Source organism: bacterium, assembly GCA_026416715.1.
Taxonomy (GTDB): Bacteria; UBP4; UBA4092; order JAOAEQ01; family JAOAEQ01; genus JAOAEQ01.
In genome coordinates, this window is record JAOAEQ010000018.1 from 46,068 (window position 1) to 68,595 (window position 22,528).

General features: G+C 41.1%; 18 protein-coding genes and 2 pseudogenes. 10 read left to right on the forward strand and 10 right to left on the reverse strand.

Going from position 1 to position 22,528, the window contains the following annotated elements; all coding sequences use genetic code 11:
- The first annotated feature begins 39 nt into the window (after positions 1 to 39).
- The 5 genes from N3A72_08570 (at position 40) to N3A72_08590 (ending at position 5,111) form a co-directional block, all read left to right on the forward strand.
- Positions 40 to 1,353 carry an alginate export family protein gene (locus tag N3A72_08570; GenBank protein MCX7919641.1) on the forward strand — a complete coding sequence of 438 codons (1,314 nt, stop codon included), beginning with the start codon at positions 40 to 42 and terminating at the stop codon, positions 1,351 to 1,353.
- Between the two features lie 172 nt (positions 1,354 to 1,525).
- Positions 1,526 to 2,818 carry a phenylacetate--CoA ligase gene (locus N3A72_08575; GenBank protein ID MCX7919642.1) on the forward strand — a complete coding sequence of 431 codons (1,293 nt, stop codon included), beginning with the start codon at positions 1,526 to 1,528 and terminating at the stop codon, positions 2,816 to 2,818.
- Between the two features lie 45 nt (positions 2,819 to 2,863).
- Positions 2,864 to 3,304 carry an ACT domain-containing protein gene (locus N3A72_08580; protein ID MCX7919643.1) on the forward strand — a complete coding sequence of 147 codons (441 nt, stop codon included), beginning with the start codon at positions 2,864 to 2,866 and terminating at the stop codon, positions 3,302 to 3,304.
- A complete protein-coding gene (locus tag N3A72_08585) occupies positions 3,301 to 4,599 on the forward strand; it encodes a phenylacetate--CoA ligase (GenBank protein MCX7919644.1) in 1,299 nt (432 codons plus the stop codon). Before N3A72_08580 ends, N3A72_08585 begins: the two co-directional genes overlap by 4 nt.
- 80 nt (positions 4,600 to 4,679) lie before the next feature.
- Positions 4,680 to 5,111 (forward strand): ACT domain-containing protein, encoded by a 432-nt coding sequence (locus N3A72_08590; GenBank protein ID MCX7919645.1) that lies wholly within the window; start codon positions 4,680 to 4,682, stop codon positions 5,109 to 5,111.
- 47 nt (positions 5,112 to 5,158) lie between these two features.
- On the opposite strand, the gene N3A72_08595 is transcribed toward N3A72_08590, so the two are convergent.
- From N3A72_08595 to N3A72_08610, 4 genes are all read right to left on the reverse strand, one after another.
- Positions 5,159 to 6,727 (reverse strand): thiamine pyrophosphate-dependent enzyme, encoded by a 1,569-nt coding sequence (locus N3A72_08595; protein MCX7919646.1) that lies wholly within the window; start codon positions 6,725 to 6,727, stop codon positions 5,159 to 5,161.
- Positions 6,728 to 6,828: 101 nt separating this feature from the next.
- Positions 6,829 to 8,106 carry a diguanylate cyclase gene (locus N3A72_08600; GenBank protein ID MCX7919647.1) on the reverse strand — a complete coding sequence of 426 codons (1,278 nt, stop codon included), beginning with the start codon at positions 8,104 to 8,106 and terminating at the stop codon, positions 6,829 to 6,831.
- Positions 8,107 to 8,275: 169 nt separating this feature from the next.
- Entirely contained in the window at positions 8,276 to 9,076 is an 801-nt protein-coding gene (locus tag N3A72_08605) for an amidohydrolase family protein (protein ID MCX7919648.1), read from the reverse strand.
- Between the two features lie 87 nt (positions 9,077 to 9,163).
- The gene (locus N3A72_08610; protein ID MCX7919649.1) at positions 9,164 to 11,776 is read right to left on the reverse strand and encodes a PAS domain-containing protein; all 2,613 of its coding nucleotides are present in this window, start codon (positions 11,774 to 11,776) and stop codon (positions 9,164 to 9,166) included.
- A gap of 559 nt (positions 11,777 to 12,335) precedes the next feature.
- On the opposite strand from N3A72_08610, the gene N3A72_08615 reads away from it, so the two are divergent.
- The 5 genes from N3A72_08615 to N3A72_08635 all read left to right on the forward strand — a co-directional run bounded on the left by N3A72_08615 (position 12,336) and on the right by N3A72_08635 (position 15,829).
- A complete protein-coding gene (locus N3A72_08615) occupies positions 12,336 to 13,460 on the forward strand; it encodes a tetratricopeptide repeat protein (GenBank protein MCX7919650.1) in 1,125 nt (374 codons plus the stop codon).
- Between the two features lie 33 nt (positions 13,461 to 13,493).
- Positions 13,494 to 13,652, forward strand: coding sequence for a hypothetical protein (locus N3A72_08620; protein ID MCX7919651.1), 159 nt, complete (start codon positions 13,494 to 13,496; stop codon positions 13,650 to 13,652).
- A gap of 12 nt (positions 13,653 to 13,664) precedes the next feature.
- The gene (locus tag N3A72_08625; GenBank protein ID MCX7919652.1) at positions 13,665 to 14,417 is read left to right on the forward strand and encodes a right-handed parallel beta-helix repeat-containing protein; all 753 of its coding nucleotides are present in this window, start codon (positions 13,665 to 13,667) and stop codon (positions 14,415 to 14,417) included.
- Positions 14,418 to 14,427: 10 nt separating this feature from the next.
- Positions 14,428 to 14,703 (forward strand): hypothetical protein, encoded by a 276-nt coding sequence (locus N3A72_08630; GenBank protein MCX7919653.1) that lies wholly within the window; start codon positions 14,428 to 14,430, stop codon positions 14,701 to 14,703.
- Positions 14,704 to 14,818: 115 nt separating this feature from the next.
- On the forward strand, positions 14,819 to 15,829 hold the full coding sequence (locus tag N3A72_08635; GenBank protein ID MCX7919654.1) for a tetratricopeptide repeat protein: 1,011 nt from the start codon (positions 14,819 to 14,821) through the stop codon (positions 15,827 to 15,829).
- A gap of 657 nt (positions 15,830 to 16,486) precedes the next feature.
- Here N3A72_08635 and N3A72_08640 read toward each other — a convergent pair.
- The 6 genes and pseudogenes from N3A72_08640 to N3A72_08665 all read right to left on the reverse strand — a co-directional run bounded on the left by N3A72_08640 (position 16,487) and on the right by N3A72_08665 (position 21,993).
- A complete protein-coding gene (locus N3A72_08640; GenBank protein ID MCX7919655.1) occupies positions 16,487 to 16,873 on the reverse strand; it encodes a response regulator in 387 nt (128 codons plus the stop codon).
- A gap of 37 nt (positions 16,874 to 16,910) precedes the next feature.
- Positions 16,911 to 17,462 (reverse strand): NAD(P)H-dependent oxidoreductase subunit E, encoded by a 552-nt coding sequence (locus N3A72_08645; protein ID MCX7919656.1) that lies wholly within the window; start codon positions 17,460 to 17,462, stop codon positions 16,911 to 16,913.
- Positions 17,463 to 17,481: 19 nt separating this feature from the next.
- Positions 17,482 to 19,266, reverse strand: a complete 1,785-nt coding sequence (locus tag N3A72_08650; protein MCX7919657.1) for an NADH-dependent [FeFe] hydrogenase, group A6 — start codon at positions 19,264 to 19,266, stop codon at positions 17,482 to 17,484.
- Between the two features lie 6 nt (positions 19,267 to 19,272).
- Entirely contained in the window at positions 19,273 to 20,481 is a 1,209-nt protein-coding gene (locus N3A72_08655) for an FAD-dependent oxidoreductase (protein MCX7919658.1), read from the reverse strand.
- A gap of 15 nt (positions 20,482 to 20,496) precedes the next feature.
- Positions 20,497 to 20,736: pseudogene (locus N3A72_08660) on the reverse strand (hypothetical protein).
- Positions 20,737 to 21,993: pseudogene (locus N3A72_08665) on the reverse strand (NADH-quinone oxidoreductase subunit F).
- Positions 21,994 to 22,528 lie beyond the last annotated feature (535 nt).

Here is a 22,528-nt window from a genome sequence, read left to right on the forward strand (position 1 = left end):
AGTAGATACATGGCGATTAACAGGAGGATTTAATTTAATATGAAAAAAATGCTAGTTATTTTCATTGGAGCATTAGTTGTTAGCGGATGGTTTGCAACTGCGGTGATGGCAGAAGATAGTTCGAATTTAAAATATGGGTTAGACATTCGTTTGCGGCAAGAATATTTGATCAATGTTTTAGATCTCCGCGACGGTGTCGGTAAGGATGATAACTATCTTCGATTGAAAATATCACCTTGGGCGAAATACAATTTCAATAACGATGTTAGTATGATGTTAAAGCTTACCTCGGAACCGCGATATTTCTTTTCATCCGGTGATGTAGGTAAAGGAAAAGAGATTACGAACGAAGAAATTGTGATTGATAACCTTTACCTAGATGTTAAAGATGCGTTTGGCGCGCCGCTGGATTTACGAATCGGTCGCCAAGATTTCTTAGGAACCTATGGTGAAGGATTCGTGATTATGGATGGAACGCCGGGCGATGGCTCAAAAACCTTCTATTTCAACGCATTGAAATCGACGTGGAAAATCAATAAGAATAATTCGCTCGATCTCGTGTATATCAATAACTGGCACGAAGACCATTTGCCCGTAGTCAATGACCAGCAGATTGCTACGAATAACTCTGATGAATCCGGTATCGTTCTCTACGGGAAGAATAAACTGAACGATAAAGTTACGTTAGAACCATACTACATCTGGAAACGAGAAGGAGGATATGGGACAACCCCAACGCTCAAACTCCATACATTTGGCGCGCGTGGCGTGTATGTTCCTGTCCCGTGGAAATTCCGAGCGGAACTTGCCGGTCAAATTGGTGATTATGATGATAGCAATATTGACCGAGAAGGTATCGGTGGCTATTTCATTGCAGGTAGAAAGTTTAACGACGTTTGTTTAACTCCAGAAATAAATCTTGGATATTACTACCTATCCGGTGACGATCCGACTACCACCGATGTTGAAGCTTGGGATCCGATATTTTCGCGCTGGCCTTGGCTGAGTGAACTCTATGTTTTTACGCTCGCAAAAGAAACGAAAACTGTTGCCTATTGGACTAATTTGCAAACGTACCGGGCGAGTGTAAAACTCGATCTTTCCCCGAAAACAAATCTCAGTCTCTGCTATAGCTATCTCTTAGCAAACGAAAATGTTAATGGGTCAATGTTTTCCGCAGATGGTAAAGTTCGTGGACATCTACCGCAGATTCAGTTGAATCATAAGTTCAATAAAAGTCTTGATGGATATATCATTGTTGAGGAGCTGTTCCCCGGTAGTTTCTATGCAGATAACTCGCAAGACCACGCGTGGTTTTTCCGCTGGCAGTTGCAGTATAAATTTTCTTCGTAAAAGAGTACATTGTTGATACGAAGGGGGATGCATTGGCACGGTAGAAGACAATGCATCCTTTTTTTATCGAACTATTTTTGGGGTTTGATTATTGCAGTTGAATATTGTATAATGAAATGCATCATACGATGTTTTGGTAACAGTTATCATTTTAACAGAAAGAAGGTTCGGTATGTATTGGCAAAAGGAACTAGAAACTATTGACCGGAAAAAGCTGGAAAAACTTCAACTTGAACGGCTGAAACAGACGGTTAAACGAGTCTATGAAAAAGTCCCATTTTATCGCGCAAAACTAGCAAAAAAAGGGATTAAACCTAGCGATATTAAATCGTTAAAAGATATCAAGAAACTTCCGTTTACCACGAACGATGATTTACGGACTACGTATCCAACCGGATTATTAGCGGTTCCCTATTCAGAAGTTGTTCGGCTCCATACCTCAAGCGGAACCACTGGTAAACCGAAAGCTATCTTTTTTACCTACAACGATATTCAACAAGCTGCAGAACTCATCGCCCGATGTTTAGTTATGACCGGTATGAAGAAGAATGATGTTTTGCAAAATATGATGACCTATGGGTTATTTACCGGCGCTCTGGTTATGCACTATGGAGCTGAAAAAGTCGGGATCCTTGTTATCCCCGCAGGACCAGGTAATACTGACCGACAGATTCAGTTGATGCAAGATTTTAAAACTACTGCAATTCATATCACGCCAAGTTTCGCTCTATATCTCTCAGATGTTTTAGAGAAAAAAGGAATCAATCCTAAAAAAGATTTATGGTTAAAGAAAGCGTTCGTCGGTGCAGAACCGTATTCAGAAGAAACCCGACGTAAAATCGAACAAGCGTTGAGTATCGAGGTATATAATTCCTATGGTTTATCGGAAATGAATGGACCGGGAGTAGCATTTGAATGTGAAGAGAAAAACGGTATGCATCTTTGGGAAGATAATTTTTATATTGAACTCATCGACCCGAAAACCGGCGATTATGTTCCCGAAGGAAAACAAGGTGAATTAATTTTGACCACGCTATGCCGAGAAGGAATGCCGTTATTACGATATCGAACTCGGGATATTACCTCAGTCATTTCGGAAAAATGCAAATGCGGTAGAACGCATCGGCGGATAACCCGAATTGCCGGACGAACGGATGATATGTTTATCATTCGTGGAGTAAATATTTTCCCGCAGCAGATTGAACGCATTCTGATGAGTGTTAAAGGCGTAGCGAAAAATTATCTGATAGTACTCGATGCGTTAGACGAAATCACTATTAAAGTTGAGATAGAAAAAAGTTTATTCGATGGGAAAGTTGAACATCTGGTTGCATTACGGCAAACATTGATTGACAAACTGAAGTCAGAAATCATCGTTACTCCGAAAATCGAACTCGCCGAACCTGGTACCTTACCGATTAGTGAAGGGAAAGCGAAACGGGTTATTGATAAGCGAACGTTGTAGCGTAAATCATTTTCAGGATTATTTCCGAAAGGAGCATGGTGTATTATGGGAATTCAACAAATATCGGTTTTTGCCGAGAATAAACCGGGAAAATTGGAAAAAATAACTCGGATATTGGCCGAAAATAACATAAATATTCTTGCGATTAGTATTGCCAGTTCAGATGCATTTGGCGTACTGAAATTTGTAGTTGATGATACGAAAAAAGCTCTCAAAGCATTGCAAAATAAAGGAATGACCGTATCGCTCGAAGAGGTTCTGGCAATTGAAATGGTAGATAAACCTGGCGGATTACATCAGATCGCGGAATTTTTTTCCCGAAATAAACTAAATATCGAAAATGCGCATGTCTTGGTTCTGGATACGCGAAAACGAGCGTATCTTCTGGTTGAAGGCGTTGACGTTCAACTCGCTAAAAAATTATTGAAAAAAGCAAACATTCCATTTTATCAAGGGAAATTAACTTCAGGGAGGAAGAAAAAATGATCTGGAATCGTGAAGCCGAATGTATGTCGGCAAGACAACGGCAGGAACTACAACTAGAGCGACTCCGCACTATTGTTACATATGCCTATGAACGCGTTCCCTATTATCGGAAACGGTTTGCAGCAGCGAAAGTTAAACCAGCGGATATTAAAACCCTCAAAGATATCGAGAAACTTCCTTTGACGAGTAAAGATGATTTACGGGAAGTATACCCGTTCGGGATGTTTGCGGTTCCGTTGTCCGAGATTGTGGAAATTCATACTTCTTCGGGAACAACTGGCACTCCGATTGTTGCCGGATATACGCGTGGAGATATCGAGTTATGGAGCGAAGTGATGGCCCGAACTTTGACGATGGCAGGAACAAAAAAAGATGATATTGTTCAGAACGGATATGGCTACGGTTTATTTACTGGCGGACTTGGCGTGCATTATGGTGCGCAGAAAATCGGGGCTACCGTCATTCCGATTTCTGCTGGGAATACTAAACGACAACTGCAGGTTATGCGTGATTTCGGGTCAACCATATTAACCTGTACACCGTCGTATACGCTCTATTTAGCAGAAGTCGCTGAAGAAGAAGGGATTGATTTAAAGAAATTGAAGTTAAAATCCGGTTGCTTCGGTGCAGAAATGTGGACAGAACGAATGCGCGAAGAAATTGAAAAGCGGTTTCATTTAACCGCATTGAATATTTACGGACTAACTGAAATCATCGGACCCGGGGTATCGCAAGAGTGTCCGGAGAAAAGTGGATTGCATATTTTTGAAGACCATTTTTATCCAGAGATCATTTCGCCGGAAACGTTAGAAGTGTTACCGGAAGGGAAAAAAGGCGAATTGGTATTGACTACCTTAACTCGGGAAGGTATGCCTATGATTCGTTTCCGGACGAAAGATATTACGCAATTAAAATCTGGAACATGTGCTTGTGGTCGAACCCTGATAAAAATGGATCGAGTTACCGGTCGGTCGGATGATATGCTAAAAATCCGTGGTGTGATTGTTTTCCCTTCGCAGATTGAAAAAGCACTGCTCGAAATTAAAGGAGTCGAACCGCACTATCAAATTATCATAACGCGCCCGCATAACCTTGACGAACTGGAGATTCAAGTTGAAGCGACGAAATCATTATTTTCAGATGAAATCAAGCATCTGGAAGAAGTCCGAAATAGAATTGAACAGCATATCGAAGATTCGATTGGAATTCGGGTAAAAGTAACTTTAGTCGAACCAAAAACTTTACCACGAAGTGAAGGAAAAGCGAAACGGGTTATCGATAAACGGCAATTGTAATGAAACGACAGTAACTTGTTGTTTAACTTCTTTCAATCTATAGGAATAACATGATTCAATGAATGAGGAGGCTGATAGCTATGAAAGTCAAACAGATTTCGATTTTTCTTGAAAATAAAAAAGGACGATTACTTGAAGTACTTAATGTTCTTGCCCAAGCGAAAATCAATATTCGCGCGTTATCCATCGCCGATACGTCTGATTTCGGCATTTTACGATTGATTGTTCCAAACCCGGATAAAGCGAAACAAGTTCTCGAGAAAGCAAAATTTCGCGTCGCGGAAACCGATGTCATTGCAGTAGGTGTTCCGGATAAACCAGGCGGATTAGCGTCAGTGTTAGAAGTGTTCAATCGAGCAGATTTAAACGTTGAATATCTCTATGCATTTGTTGCAAAAAGTGGTGAGAAAGCAGTAGTGGTTATTCGCACCGAGAACATTGCTGATGGAATTAAAGCGTTGCAAAAGGCGCAGATGACCGTTCTATCGGCAAAAGAAGTTTATTCTCTTTAATGCGCGTAGTACCTTTATAGATTTATTTTTTAATACGAACCCACAATTTATCTTTTCGATTTTCGGGTGAGCAGAACGCACGGACGTCGTGCAATAATCACGTGAGTTCCAGCAGCATTCAGTTTCTCAACTAAAACCGCTTTTGTTTTCTTAGCATCGAATGGGTCAACGACTTCAACCGAACTCGCTCCGCAGGATTTACATAAATCTTCCAGAACAATTTTGCCCCCTGCTTCACCTTTAGCAGTTATTCCGGTTAATGGAGTCGGTTGGTGGCCAGTCATAGCAACAGAATCGTTATCCATAATAATAACCGTTATATTCGCCTGATTATATACTGCGCTGATTAACGCTGGAATCCCCGCGTGGATGAACGTTGAATCGCCGATAATCGCTGCGATTTTGGTATATCCTTGCTTCGCGATTCCTGCGGCTTTGCTGATACTTGCGCCCATACACAAACATGTATCCATTGCCGATAATGGCGGATTTGCTCCGAGTGTATAACAGCCGATATCACCGGTTATAAACGTTGGTTGTGCTTCATTCAACGCTTTATATAATTCTCGATGCCCGCACCCAGGACAGAGTACCGGCGGACGAACCGGTAACGATTTTTTGATTGTTTCTATATTAGGGTTCACCTGCATTCCACCAAGATTTTTAGCTATTGCATCCGGACCGAGTTCCCCTACTCGATTCAATTCGCCGGAGAGTTTCCCTTTAACATGTTTTGCATATCGACGCGTGAGCTCTTCAACAAACGGTTCACCTTCTTCAAGAACCCAGACCTCATCTAAACCCGTAACGAACTCAGCGATTAATTTCTCCGCAAATGGATAATACCCTATTTTTAAGAACGCATAATCGCGGGCAAACTCTTTGGCATAGTGATATGTAATTCCGCAGGCGATAATCCCTTTATTCTGATGGATGGATTTGGTGGTGATATTTAATCCCGCAGATTCACCCCATTGGACTAACTGTGGTTGTTTAGCGATAAGCTCTTGATGCAATCGAATAACATTGCTCGGAATAGCGAGCATATGACCCGGGTCTTTTTCTAACGATGGTGGGTTTGGTTTGCGAGGAATCCCGATTTCTACAGGAGATAACCCATGCGAAACTCGGGTAAGACTGCGAACCATAACCGGCAGTTTTATTTGTTCAGATAAATCAAATGCGGCGATAACCATATCTTTTGCTTCTTGCGCATCACTCGGCTCGAAACACGGGATTTTGGCAAACTGCGCGTAAAACCGTGAATCTTGTTCATTTTGTGACGAATATGCACCGGGATCATCAGCAACCACAATAACCAATCCACCTTTAACCGTTAGATATGGAATAGTTATCAGCGCATCGGAAGCAACATTAAGTCCGACATGCTTCATCGAACAAAGCGCCCGTTTACCAGCATACGATGCACCAATCGCGTTTTCGAGAGCAATCTTTTCGTTAGCTTCCCAGTTTATCACCGCATCGCTATGTTTTGCCAAATATTCAAGGATTTCCGTTGCCGGAGTTCCCGGATAACTTCCGGCATACGAAATACCTGCTTCGATCGCACCTCGACCAATCGCTTCATTCCCCAATAAAAGCTCTTTTGTAGCCATAATTGATAACTCCTATTTTTCAACGTTGCACCACTTAACTATAGTGGTTGGATACATCATGTTTAACACAACGGTTCACCTCGAGTTTTAACTCAGACAAATTACCCGCCCATTTTTTCAAGTAGTAGTTCTAGTTCAAACGATTCATTCTGTAATCCGAGCGCCTGGTATTGGATATCCAGTGTCTGCTGGATTTTCTTACTCACCTGTTCTTTAATCCGGTCAAATATTTTCTGCGCACCGAATATATCGGTATGCGGAAGAATCGCTAAATGTTCATTTACCCGATATTCGGTTAAAATGTCAGTATCACGAAAAGTCTGCATGAATATCGTAGCGATTTCTTTCCAAATCTTTTGCGCCTGCGCTAATCCGAACCGTTCAACCAGAAACTGTGGATTTTTAACCTTAAATCGAATGAGAGTTGACGGATAGTTATATCTCGTGCAACGACGCACTTCCTGTTTCAGCATTTCCCGAAATTCATCGAGCGTATAATATCCGGTTTCTTTCTGAATTGTTTTCATTAGTTCGGACGTCGGTAATACACCTTGTTTTGCACTCTCAATACCAGCTTGCGTAATCGTATATCCATTGATTTCAACAACCAGCGCGGTTTCCGGCGTAAATCGTTTACCGCAATAGAAACACAAACAATCATAGTTTACGAGTGTGAATTGGTGCAAACACTCGTTGCATTTGAATTGACCGGAATCAGTACTAGCCGAGATAGTAATTGACTTGCATTTCGGGCAGATTTCGCGGAAATTTATCTGAGCATACTTACAAAACGGACAAAGATGCACTTTATCCAGAAGATTCCGTGACAGGAGAAACATCGCGGATAACGAATCGAGAAACGCGATTTCATCTGCATCCGGCGCATTTAACAGCGCAGAAACTAACGGGAACGTATAGCCGACTCGCGATTGATAGTCCATCATTGGATTAAGATGGTAATTCGGTCGAGTTTCTAGATAGCGGAGTAACAAGATTTCATTCGGATTATCGAGCGGAAACATCTTCTGATAGAGATTGACTTTTTTTGCGAGTTCAAGTCCGGCGCGGAGTTTCTGTGCCATTAACTGTGGTGTGCTTGAAATAAAAATTGTTTCATCAATCAATCCGCTAACTTCGATTAGTTCACGTTCGGCAACGAGATATATCGGCTTTAAAAATAGTTCCTTCTCTTCTCGTAATTCTAATATATCAGTTACTGCAATTTGTTCGTTAGTCACGTAATAAACAATAACATCTGCGGCGAATAACTCGACGAACGGAACTTTTTCTCCGTAACAGATTTGCGCATCTTTTATTTCTCGAAATAATTCTTTTCGGATTAAGTTTTGGTTTTCGGCAATAACATAGATATATGGCATAACCGATTACTCCTAATGCAACAGAAAAATAAATAATGATAAATTGTATCCTAATAAGATATACTCATGCAAACTGCTGAGTATAACCCTGTGCTTGAGCTCGAGAAAACGAGTTGATGCAGAATTATACATAGGGGGTTAACCTAGAATCTCCTGAACTAAGCTTGAGTTAGCTAACGGAGTTAAGCAATCGCATAGCGTTTCCATACAAAATCATCTGTTCAAACGTAGGGTCGAGTGATAGTGATTTTAGCAGGTGCAATGTTTTTTTCTGGTCAGTCCAAGGTGAATCGGTACCGAATAGGATATATTCATGTGGATGATTCACTATGATACGTTTCGCTTGTTCGAACTCCAGAAAATCGAGTGCAAACGAGATTTCCATATAGAGCGGTTTACCGACGAGTAAGCATTCGACATTATCCCAATCTTTCCAGGCGCCAAGATGCGAGCAGATTAGTTTTAACTCCGGTACGCGAGATAGAACATTCAGGATTTTTTCCGGGTCGGCTTTTCTAATAAATGGAAAAGCAAAATCAAATCCGGTATGTGAGAGCAAAATAAGGTTTGCCGTAGCAATGTGCTCGTATATCGGGAACATTTTTTCGTCATCTAGGTTGAACTCTTGATAGTACGGATGAAATTTAATTCCTTTAAACCCAGCATCTTTGATCATTTTGATATTATCCGCATACTTTGGATCATCCGGATGAAACGATGGAAACGGAATAATCCGATCAGATGCGATTGATTTCGACCAATTCAAGATCGACCTAAACTGGTTCGGTTTCGTTGCAATCGAACAGATGATACTTTTTTCTATGCCGGTTTTATCCATTGATTCCAGCAAAGCAGAAATCGTTCCTTGATGAAATGCAGGAATATTTCCTTGTTTTGTCAGATGCTCCATAGCCCGCTGGGCAAGTGTATCCGGAAATGCGTGCGTATGAAAATCAATAATAGCGGTCATAATTCCCTCTTGCTATTGCATAGTCCGTCTTTTACCTTGAAGAATTCAGTTATACCTTGGCAGAGTTCTAAACTTTAGGGTTAAAAATTAATCGAAAATAAATCCTTTTTCAAAAACAGTTATGCACGCACGGACGACTTCCGGAGCATATAGGATTCCGCTATTTCGTTTAATTTCATCTAATGCGGTTTCAATTCCGAGTGCCGGACGATACGGTCGATGCGTAGTCATCGCTTCAACCACATCCGCAACCGCAATGATTTTCGCTTCGAGAACAATCTGGTCGCTGGTGAGTTTGTTCGGATATCCAGAACCGTTAAGTCGTTCGTGATGTTGATATACCGCTTGCGCTACTGGCCAAGGAAATTCGATTTCTTTCAAAATATCATAAGCACCTTGTGGATGCGTTTTAATCAGTTCAAATTCGAGTGCGGTTAATTGCGTTGGTTTAGTTAGGATTTCCGCCGGAATATAGATTTTTCCAATATCGTGAACGGTAGCAGCGATTCGAATTCCTTCAATAGTATCTGAGGGCAGATTCATTTCCGTAGCAATAGCACGCGCGAGATTCGCTACTCGCCGTTGATGTCCAGCGGTATATGGGTCGCGCAGCTCAGTCGCTGACGCTAACGCACGAATCGTTCCTGCCATTGCACGGCGGAGTTTCCCGAAACTCCGATCAAGTTCTTCTTTCGCTTGTTTTTCAGCAGTTATATCAATCCAATATCCGATAACTTCAACCGGATTACCTTGATTATCTTTAATCACGCGCGCTTCATCCCGCAGCCAGCGGTAAGTTCCGTTTTCGTGCTGAAACCGATATTCAAGAACAATATGTCCTGTAGATAATAAGTTCGCTAATTCATGTCGTACCTGCGGATAATCTTCCGAATGAACCCGATTTCGCCAGAAATCGGGTTCGATAATGAACTCACCTGCAGCATACCCAAGTAAATCTATTACATTTTCACTCACGAACGTTACTTGGCGCTCTTCACCAACTGAATAGGAATAAATAACTACTGGCGCTTCCGAAACTAGATATTTCAATCGTTCTTGCGTTGATTTCGCTTTTTCTTCTGCAGTTTTTCGATCGGTAATATCGTTCAAGAAACCGATAATCTGACTCGGAGTTCCTGAATGATCTCGGATAATTCGTGCTTCATCATATACCCAGCGATAGCTTCCATTTTTATGCCGAAATCGGTATTCGCAACGGAATATCCCTTGGTCTAAAAATCGGTTATATTTCTGTTCGACCAAAGGATAATCATCCGGATGGATTCGCGATTTCCAAAATTCTCTTTCTCGATAATATTCTTGCGAAGTATATCCAAATATATCCAGCAAATTATCGCTGATAAAAGCATTACGGGCAATACCTTGTTCAAATTGTTCCGCATAAATAACCGCTGGACTCGAGGATAGGAAAAATTGCAACTGTTGTTCTGCGGTTCTTAATTTTTCTTCAGCGAGTTTGCGCTCGGTCATATCCACACCGAGAATAAAAAAACCTATAACTTCGCCGGTCTCGCCAAAATGCGGGATATAATCAATGCTAATTTCACGCTTTCCGATTTTCAGCTCGATAGTAGAATCATAATGTGCCGGGATGCCGGATAATACCTGCTGGATATACGGTTCGATTCGTGAATAAACCTCCGGTTTCCAGACTTCGCGCATCGATTTTCCGAGCATATCGTTTTTAGTCAATCCATACCAAGTTTCATAGGTTTTATTAACAAATTGATAGCGAACGTTACGGTCTACATAAGCAATTATTCCGCTGATACCGTCGGTAATCATCTGAAGTTGGGTTGCAATTCGACTCACTTCTAAAGTTCGTTGGGCAACAAGTCGTTCTAATTGCGTTCGTTGCGTGAGCAGAAAATATAGGTAACTGAAGGAGAGCAATAAAAACACCAAACTTAATCCTCGCATTATCCAAACACGTTTAAATACCAGTGCATTCCAACCAGCACGTGGAATTCCTGCTAATTCCCAATATCCGCCCGGCAGTTCAATTTTGCTGATAACCGGGTTCTTGTCAAACACCAACGGATTTCCGGCAAAAACTTTACCGGTATGACGACGGAAAGCATAATAATTTGGATGATTCGCTTCACCGAATTGCGCTTCTTCGAGTAAATTAGTTATATCGACTCCTATAGTCACGAAGCCCCAGAATCGTTCATTCCGGAAAATCGCTAATATACCAATAATCCCGAAACCGCCGTTCCAATCCTCAAACGGACCGCTGATAACTACTTTACGGGAACGTAGCGCACGGAGTGCATCTGCGCGGAGTTCCGATGGCGAATCAGAGAATAGGTTTTTTCCAAGCAGAAGCTCATTTCCAAACAGCGGGTAAACATAACGATTGATTCCGTTCGGCGCAACCGAAATCACACGGATACCCTTGAGATTTGCTGAGAGTTTTGCAAGATACTGGTTAATATTCTCGTTAAGATGTTGTTCTGATTGTTGCGATTCGATAAACGCTTTAAGCGAATAGAGTGTAGCGATTTTATTTTCCAGCGCGCGAGTTAACAGAAAACTATGGTTAACCAGCTCGCTATAGACATACTCGCGTTCCAATGCGAGCAGATGCGCTCGATAGAATAGTGAAATTGCCCAGAGCGCTCCGCCGAGAATAATCGCCAGAATAATTAATGCTGGTTTCGGTTTAATTCGGGTCATAGAGGATATATATTCTACAATAAATAATATAAAAAGAGAAGTTTCGTGATATAAAAAGTAAACTTGGAATTACTTGATTTCTGTTTGTGCAGGAATGATATCAGCCGCAAAACCTCACCTCTCTTTTAAAACTGCGTTAGCCAAGCTACCGCAATTTTAAAAATGAACCATGGTAATTACCGAAACGAACATTCATTCGTCCTTAACCGGACTAGTTATTCTGGTATTATCAATTGCATACCCAAGCATGAATGGCAGAACGAGATGTAATTCTCACGTTGGGATAAACCAGAATCCCTGTTTCTGACGATTGAATTTAGCCCAATATGGACTGCTGGAAAATCAGGTCGAAACAAAAATCCAGTCCCGTTAGGGACGAATGAATCAAGAGAAAATACTGCGGATTGCAGGAACCCTGCTTTCGCTGTGGTTCATTTGGAAACTGAGCTTCCGCAGTCCAACGCATGGCGTAAAATCATCTGCGGTAATTTTAACTTGACAAATGAATCAAATAGTATTATTGTTAAAAGAGCAAACTATTGCAATGATTTAGTAACGTATGGCGATATTTAAACGCAAATTCATGGAAATAAACGATCCGTGGGTATATATCAATCAGGGCATCGCGAAACTGAAACAAGGCGAATTCGGGTCGGCAATTGAACTGTTCTCAAAAGCGATCAATTTGAATCCGCGCTTAGCGAGCGGATATAAAAATCGTGGGATAACCTATGCGAAAGTAAAAGATTATAAATCGGCGATTACTGATTTCTCGAAAGTCATTGAACTCAATCCGAGCGATGCTACCGCCTATTTCCATCGCGCTAGTGCCTATTTCAGTTTAGGAGAATTCGATCAAGCGCTGCGAGACCTAAACCGCACAATCGTCATTGACCCGCAATATGCTGATGCGTATACCTTGCGCGGATTTACCTACGATAAACTCGGCGCCTTTGATTCGGCAATCGCAGATTATACGAAAGCTATTGAACTAAATCCGGATAATGCAGATGCCTATTCCGGTCGCGGAATTAACCACGATGCGCTAGGCGAATATGCACTGGCAATTGCTGATTTTACTCAAGCGATTGAAAAAAACCCGAATAATGCACACAATTATTTCAATCGCGGACGAACGTATATTATGCTCGGTGAATATGACCTGGCGATACTCGATTTCTTAAAAGCACTTGAATTACATCCCCAGTATCCGTATGCCTATTATTATCGCGGAAACGCCTATCGGTTAAAAGGTGCATATTATAAAGCACTAGAAGATTATAATCGAGCGTTGGAATTAATGCCATATCATGCGCTAACGTATTGTAATCGAGGACATGCACATACTGCCATCGGCGAGTTTGACCAGGCAATAGCTGATTTCACTAAAGCTATCGAACTGAACGCGCAACTCGCAGATGCTTATGACGGTCGTGGCACCGCATATCGGCATAAAGGACTGTATGTTTTGGCAATCGCTGACCATAATCGAGCGCTGGAAATTAATTCCCACTGCGTTACCGCATATTATCATAAAGCGTTATCGTGCGAAAAAATGGGACAGCGAATTGAAGCGTTATTTGCATATCAAGCGTTCATTCAATTTGCCCCTGAATATCTGATTGACCAGATTAATTATGCGAAACAACGCATTACTGAATTACAGCAAGCAGAAACCCTATAACTTTATTTTTTAATCGAAAGGAGAAAACAAACTATGCAACCATCAAAACTATTCATCGTAACGATACGGATGCTAGTACTCCGCTCATTAAGTAGTAGCGCAGGATTAACTGATATTGCCTATTCACCATTCACGATGAACCGTTCTGGGTCGTATATCCTAGTTGGTGATATTACCGTAGCGCAAAACTAGTATGGAATATACATCCAAAGTAGTAATGTAACGATTGATTTAAATGGTCATACCCTTTTGGGTGCTGGAACTTCTACCGGTTCGATGGGTAGCGGAATTTATGCGACTTCTACATCACATAATATTACAGTTAAAAATGGAACGGTGTGCGATTTTTATAGTCAAGGGGTTCAGTTATGGGGCAGCAATAACCGAGTTATCCACGTTAATGCTATTAGAAATGGAAATATCGGTTTAAACACTAAAGATAATAGCACGATTATCGAGTGTATTGCTGCAGAAAATGGGTCGTATGGATTTTATATCGGATATAATTGTACCCTGCGAGGAAATAATGCGTTTCAAAATAAAAATCACGGGATTAACACCGATAGCTGTTGCACGATAATCAACAACACGTCTTCTGATAATCAGGTTCACGGGATCCTTGCTGGGATAGGGTCAGTGGTTATTGGAAATACCGTTTCCAATAATTCCGGCACTGGAATACTTGCTAGGAGCGGCAGTACCGTTATCAATAATAGCGCCTATCGAAACAACAAGTATGGGATTTATGCTGAATATTACGGCAACGTAATCGGGAACAATACTTATAATAATGGTAAATCTGGTATTTATGTTGGTTCCGGAAGCGCAGCAATTAATAATGTCAGTAATAACAATACGAATCACGGAATTTATGCTGTTGTTCATTGTATGATTGTAGGGAATATGTGTCATCAAGGGGTTATCAACCACAGTTGGTGCAGGAATTTATATTGGTAACTACGATTGTGTGATTGAAGATAATGTTTGTATAGGAAACGATTATGGATTACAAATTAGTTTTTCTGGAAACTACTATGCACGGAATAAATTTTCTGCTAATACCACGAACTTAAGTGTTGCTGCCGGAAATACCGCTGGTACTGACGATAATGGTAACATTTCATTCTATTACAACTCATTCTATTACAACAATCAACTGATAGAACTGCAACTCGTGGGAATCCAGTTATTGCCGATCAACCGTGTATGTGAATATCCTCGGAAACAAATGCTCCGCTGGTAGTTTTTTATATTTAACCTAGTAATAAACTATTCTGCGGAGCGTAAGCCCACAGGTTAAGGATTAAACTGTGGTAAATGCTTCACAAATCAAAATTTTTTGCAAGAAAGGAACTGAAATGACTACTTCTGAAGAAAAACCGAATGAACAAACAGAGAAACTTATCGCTGATCTGACCGAGCTGATTGCGGAGAATCCCGCGAATACTGCTGCATATATCCAACGGGGTGTAGCGTTCACTAAATGCAGTAAATATCGCGAAGCGCTCGATGATTTTAATCACGCTATTGAGCTAACCCCGGAATCGGCTACAATTTTAAATCCTGCATTATCTGCTGTACATACAATGCTTGGATTAGATTACGCACAGGAAAATAAGTTTGAATTAGCCATTACGGAATACACGAAAGCGATTGTCATTAATCCGCAGTCGGTTGAAGCGTATCTCAATCGTGGCGTGGCGTTGCTGTATCAAGAAGATTATGACTCTGCAATTGCTGATTTCAGCAAAACAATTGAATTGAATCCCGAATCTACAACTGGATATTTCCATCGGGCTACTGCCTACGTTATTCAGGAACAATATCCGAATGCTATCGCTGACTATACCAAAGTCATAGAACTTGATATTGCTAATGCAGAAGCATATTTCGAACGCGGTATCGCATATACAAGATGCAACCAACTAGATAACGCGATTGCGGATTTTACGCAATTCATTCAATTGCTGCCTAACGATGTGCGCGGATATATGAATCGCGGAATTGCCTATTCAAATTGTGGCGAGTACTCGCGAGCGTTAGCGGATTTAAACCATGCGCTCTCGCTTGACCCGAACCTAGCGGAATACATCAAACCCGGCATTGCGGCGATGCATACACTCCGTGCAATACATTATGAGAAAACCGGAGATGTAGAATCCGCTATTTCTGAATTGAACCTTGCGCTTCAATTCAGCCCCGAAATCGCTCAAGCATATCTCAATAAAGCGGTTTTATTAGATAAACACGGCAGAACAAGCGATGCAATTACCGCATATCAGGATTTTTTAGCCCATGCGGATAAGCAACATACTGATTTAATTGAATTCGCTACCCAGCGGATAAACGAACTGAAACAGATACAATAACGCTTGTATAGAGATATGCGACGTGGTAAGCTTTACCGCTGGGGTGATGAATTTTAGTTTATCTTGAAGGCTGAATCGAAGAAAAGTCTTTTTCACTGCGAAAGTTCCGCTTTCGCTTTATTGTTTGGAAGTTTTGCATACGAATAGATTTAAAGTTGTTTAAGCAAGTTTGAACCAAAAAAACACAGCGAGAGCAGAAATCTCGCTGTTTACGTCAATTTTGTCTTGATTCAGTCGGCTATAGTGGATTAGCTTTTTATTTCCAACCTGATTCCGCAGCATTCTATACTGGCTAAATTCAATTTTCTATTACCCCAAACGGGGCTTCTTGTTAATCCCGAAGGGAGGATTGCATCCAGCATAGCTAGCTATTCATAGCTGGAACTATTGGATAGTCTCCCGAGTTTTAACTCAGGGAATATAAACTCAATCTCTTTGGTTTTTAACCTAGAACAACCGCATGCTCATTCAAAATGAAGCCACTCATATCAAGAATATATCGAATCCAAACCTCAAGGTCAGTGCTAGCTATTTCGCCACCTGCAAAACCTATAATAACAGTATGCCATTCTAGACTGCTTTAACAGGTGGGGTTGCTTCCTGAAAACATGTCGGAACGGGTTTTAGCTAAAAATTAATACCTCTTCAGGAGTAAAGTTATTTCCGAATATTTTCTTCAATAGTTTTTAGCAATAATTCTGGCTTAATCGGCTTCTCTAACACTACGTTAACCGGCAGCCAATCTTCATCAGGTTCGAATCCAAACGGTAGGTTCATTTCCCGCCGAATCCCGGTTATCATCACTACGGGGATATCTTTTGTATCGCTATCCGCTTTCAGACTGCGAGCAATATCGAATCCTTCAGTCTTATGCGTCATCATTACGTCTAGCAAGATTAAATCTGGTTTCTCAGACTTCGCCCGCTGATATCCATCTTGCCCATTATCTGCAGAAATAACTTGATAATCTTTCGCTTCAAGCAGTGTCGAGATAGCTTCAATAAACGAAGCATCGTCATCAACAATGAGAATTTTATTACCCATAATTTCCTCCTGAAATTAAATGATATATTATTGTACTCTATTTCGATGATTGATTTATGTTTTTTAATCTTATTTCTTGCTTGCGATATTTATCAATAAGCGCACTAACCTTTTCTGGTAACATACGAACATATACAGTATCATTTATCTGCAATACCGGCGATAATCCACAACAACCAAGACAACGGGTGATATTTAAACTAAATAGTCCGTCCGGGGTAGTATCCCCTACACCGATGTTAAGTTTCTCCTTCAACTTATCTAAAATTCGCGCACCACCAGCAACGTAACATGCGGTTCCTTTACAGATGGAAATTTGATATTTCCCCTTCGGTTTCAATGAAAAAAAATTATAAAATGTTACCATTCCATATATATGCGCTGTCGGAACTTCTAACTGCTCTGCAATAAAATCTATCGCTTCTTGCGGAATGTACCCGAATAACGTCTGGGTCTTATGCAAAATGTCCATCAATTTACCGTGTTCGGCACGTTCTACTTGTTTACTGGTTAAATATTTTCCTAACAATTTCATATTCTTTTTAAACTGTACATTTTGTTGTGCTTCTCTACCGTTACCCTTACTCATTATTTCCCCCTCTTCTGCTTTAGGTAATGCTAAAAGTTTGTGGTTTTTTAGGAGCAACACCTTTCGGTGTCCGTTTTTGATAGTGAGTATGCAATAACTGATGCGATTTATGACTAAGCGGTTTTTCCAAAAATTCGGCATAAAGTTTTAAAATCTGCGGGTTTAAATGTGCTTTTCGAATCGGTTTATTTCGATCGATTGTATAAAGTCCTTCAGCACGTTTAGCATAAATACTTTTCTCCATTACCTTCGAAGTATCACGAGGTATAGGTTGTCCTCCCCCACCTAAACATCCGCCGGGACATGCCATAATTTCAATAAAATGATACGATTTATTTTCCTTTTCAACTTCGGTCAATAACCGATGCGCATTGAGTAATCCATACGCTACCGCAACCCGAACTTTGTTCCCATCGATATCCAACTCAGTTTCTTTAATCCCATCAAATCCGCGAACGACAGTGAAATCTACCTTATCAAGATTTTTTTGGGTAATTAATTCATAGGCCGTGCGTAACGCTGCTTCCATAACTCCTCCGGTTGCACCGAATATTGGTGCAGCTCCAGTTGATTCACCTAATTCATTATCAAATTCCGATTCCGGTAAATTCGTGAACTGAATCCCCGCTTGTTGTATCATGTTAATTAACTCCCGAGTTGTTAATACTGCATCGACATCTTGGAATCCGCTTGAGTTCATCTCCTCCCGGCTCGCTTCATACTTTTTCGCAGTGCATGGCATAATACTAACACTAAATATTTTTGATGGGTCTATTCCAATTTTTTGCGCATAGTATGTTTTAATCAGCGCCCCTAACATCTGTTGCGGAGATTTACAACTCGATAGATGGTCTAATAACCGCGGATGAAAATGTTCACAGAATTTTATCCACCCGGGACTGCAGGACGTTATTAACGGTAGTTTACCTTTATTGCAAATTCGCTGAACTAATTCGTTTGCTTCCTCTACAACGGTTAAATCTGCTGAAAACTGCGTATCGAAAACCACATCGAATCCGAGCATCCGTAATGCGGTTACCGTTTGTTTGGTCATATCTACCCCAGGTTCTAATCCAAATCCTTCTCCAATTGCCACCCGAACCGCAGGCGCAATTTGCACGATAACTTTTTTCTCCGGGTCTGAAAGTGCATTCCAAACCTGTTCCGTAGCGTCGCGTTCCGTCAGTGCTCCCGTCGGACAGAAATTAACGCACTGCCCGCAATTAGCACAAACGGTTTTTGCAAGTGGAATTTGATATGCGGTTGCAACTGTAGTCTTAAATCCGCGATTGATAAATGAAAGAGTATTTACTCCTTGGATTTCAGAGCAGGCACGTATACACTTTCCACATAATATACATTTATTCGGGTCTCGGATTAATGCTGGTGAAGAAGTATCTTGTGAAAATTCGAGCCGGTCACCTTCAAATCTTAATTCTTTGATACCAATATCTTTCGCTAATTCCTGTAATTCGCATAGTTGGTTCTTTTCACATAGTTGACACTCTTTCGGATGCGCATCTAACAAAAGTTCGAGTAATACTTTCCGCGCTTCTCGAATTGCCGCAGAATTCGTCTGCACCATCATTCCTTCTGCAACCAACGTATTACACGAGACCGGATAATTTTTCATTCCTGCAACTTCAACGACACAAATCCGACATGCACCTACCGCACTTAATTTCGGATGGTAGCATAACCGCGGGATATGAATCCCAATACTATCAGCTGCTTGCATGATCGTATAATCTTTGGGTACTGTAACTTTTATTCCGTCTATAGTTAAAGTAACTTGCTGATTCATATTCGATTATTTGTTCTCCTTTCTATCGCACCGCAGGCAGCGGTTCGCTTCAAACATCGCTGCTGCTCGAGTATATCCTCTGATAACTTCATTAAAATTATTTTTCCGATTCTGAATCGCTATCTTTCCATACGACGGACGATAACATTCTTTTACTTCCGCTGCCGGATCGAAATAAGCGACTTCTTTACGTTCGCCTTTAATGACAAACCGATTCTCCACTAAATTTTCCTTCCGTAAATAACGAGCTATTGATATCGCACCCTGTTCACCGTCGGATATAGCTTCTATAACGGTTCCAGCACTGCGAACCACATCTCCACCAGCGAATACACCGGGAATATTCGTCTCGAAGGTTCGTGGATTAATTTTGATGCATCCAGTCTCATCTACAGTCAATCCGATTGTTTTTGCTAAGTTATCCACATCAGGTTGTGCTCCAATAGCGCTGATAACTAAATCTACTGGAAATGATATGATTTCTTCAGTAGCAATTGGTTTTCGCCGCCCGCTTAAATCGAATTCACCGGGTCTCATTTTTACGCACTGAATCTGCGTTACTTTACCTGACTCCCCTTTGATTGAAATCGGATTTAAATAAAAATGGAATGTGACTCCTTCCTGTTCTGCTTCGCTGATTTCATCTGGTATTGCAGGCATATCCTCTTTAGCCCGGCGATAAATGATTTTTACTTCTTCTGCGCCAAGTCGGATCGCGGTTCGCGCAGCATCTATTGCCGCATTTCCTCCTCCGATAACCGCAACTTTTTTACCGGCGAGTGAAATGCTCTTTTTTCCAATCCCATTTAAGTTCACTTGTTTCAAGAAACTTAATGAACTGAGAATCCCTTGTAAATTGCTACCTTCAATCTTTAACGGGACTTCTTTCCACGCACCGACCGCTAAATAAATCGCTTGAAATCCTTGCCGTTTCAGTTGGTCGAATGTAATATCTTTACCAACCGTTATCCCGGTTTTTATTCTTACGCCAATATTTTTGATTCGCTGGATATCATTTTGAATCACGTCTCGCGGCAGCCGATATTTTGGAATCCCAAGCGTCATCATTCCACCGGGAATTTTCTCGGATTCAAATATCGTTACCGGATACCCCCGAATCGCTAAATGATATGCACAAGCTAATCCAGCTGGTCCGCTTCCAACTACGGCGACCTTCTCCGGATATCTATGTTTCGATTTATTAATTACTTTCAAATTAGTTCTTGCCGCATAATCTGCTGCAAATCGTTTTAAGAACATAATTGCTATCGGTTCATCGACTTTGCTACGACGACAGTTCGATTCACAGGGATGGTGGCAAATCCGTCCGCAAACTGACGGTAATGGATTACGATCGAAAATTGTCCGGAAACTTTCAGCAAATTTCCCTTCTCGAATATACCCAATATATTGTGGAATATCAATATTGACCGGACAAGTATGTTGACACGGGGAAACGAACATCTCGCCACAAACTGCTGCTGGACATTTTCGTTCTTGAATATGCGCTTCATATTCCGACCGGAAATAGCGAATGGTTGATAAAACCGGATTCGGCGCGGTTTGTCCTAATCCGCATAATGCCGTCTTTTGAATCACATTACCTAATAGCTGTAGTTTTTCAATATCGCCTTCTTGTCCTTGCCCAGAAGTAATACGAGTTAAAATTTCGAGCATACGTCGCGTTCCTTCACGACAGGGAGTGCATTTCCCACAGGACTCTTCAACCGTGAATTCTAGAAAGAACTTTGCCACATCAACCATGCAATCTTTCTCATCCATTACAATCATTCCACCAGAACCCATAATCGAGCCAGCGGTCATTAACGAATCGTAATCAATTGGCGTATTTAAATACTGGACCGGTAAACAACCACCAGACGGTCCACCAGTTTGCACTGCTTTAAATTTATTTCCATTTTTAATCCCACCACCAATATCAAAAATAACTTCGCCAATTGACGTTCCCATTGGAACTTCTACCAACCCTGTATTTTTAACTTTTCCAGCAAGTGCAAACACCTTCGTTCCTTTACTCTTTTCTGTGCCTATAGAAGCAAAATATTGCCAGCCATCAAGTAGCACTACCGGGATATTTGCCCAGGTTTCAACGTTATTGATTAACGTCGGCTTTCCGCATAAACCTGAAACTGACGGATACGGTGGTCTGGTTCTCGGCATACCCCGCATACCTTCAATCGAATGAATTAAAGCGGTTTCTTCACCGCAAACGAACGCACCTGCTCCAAGCACGACTTCTATATCAAATGAAAAATCTGTTCCTAAAATATTGTTCCCTAAAAAATTTAACGCTCGTGCTTGTTGCAATGCATTATGTAACCGTTCGACTGCTAACGGATATTCTGCACGGATATACACAATACCAAGATTTGCTCCCACTGCATAGCCGCCAATCGTCATCGCTTCTATAACCGAGAACGGATCACCTTCGATAATTCCGCGATCCATAAACGCACCAGGGTCACCTTCGTCCGCATTGCAGATGACATATTTTTCCTCCGATTTCTGTTCCGAAACAAATTTCCACTTTAATCCGGTCGGAAATCCGCCGCCACCACGGCCTCGAAGACCGGATTTGATGATTTCTTCAATAACCTGTTCCGGTTTGTAATTTGCTAAAACTTTTGCAAGTGATTCATATCCGCGAACTGCCAAATAATCATCAATTCGTTCCGGATCTATCACGCCACAGTTTCGTAACGCCATTCTTTTTTGTTTGGTAAAATAATCAATATCACCAAAAATATAATGCGATTTATCGGTTAACAGATCTTTACTCATCCGTTCATATCCTGGTTTTTCTTTCGGAGAAGGAACATTATTTTTGACTAAATGGTCAATAACAATTTGTCGCGCTTTTTTTGCATCAACATTCTCATATTTGAACGGAATTTTGCCAAATTGAAGCACTTCTACCGTCGGTTCTAAATGACATCTCCCAACACAACCTTTTTTCCCAATATAGACATCCTTAATTTTCCGCTTTTTAATCTCCTGATGTAAAATATCCCAAACGATTTTAGAACCAGCAGCAATTTCGCAGGTCGACATTCCGACATTGATTCGGGTTGTTGCAGTCCATCGAGACAAATTCGTATGAATCGCTTCCTGTTTCTTTTTCTTTAATACTTTCAACGGATTACTACCCATGGTTTACTTTTCTCCTTAAGAATAGCGTATAATTATAGCGTTAGGGATTCTGGTTTAAAATCGAATTTGATGAAAACCACTTCGTTCTTAA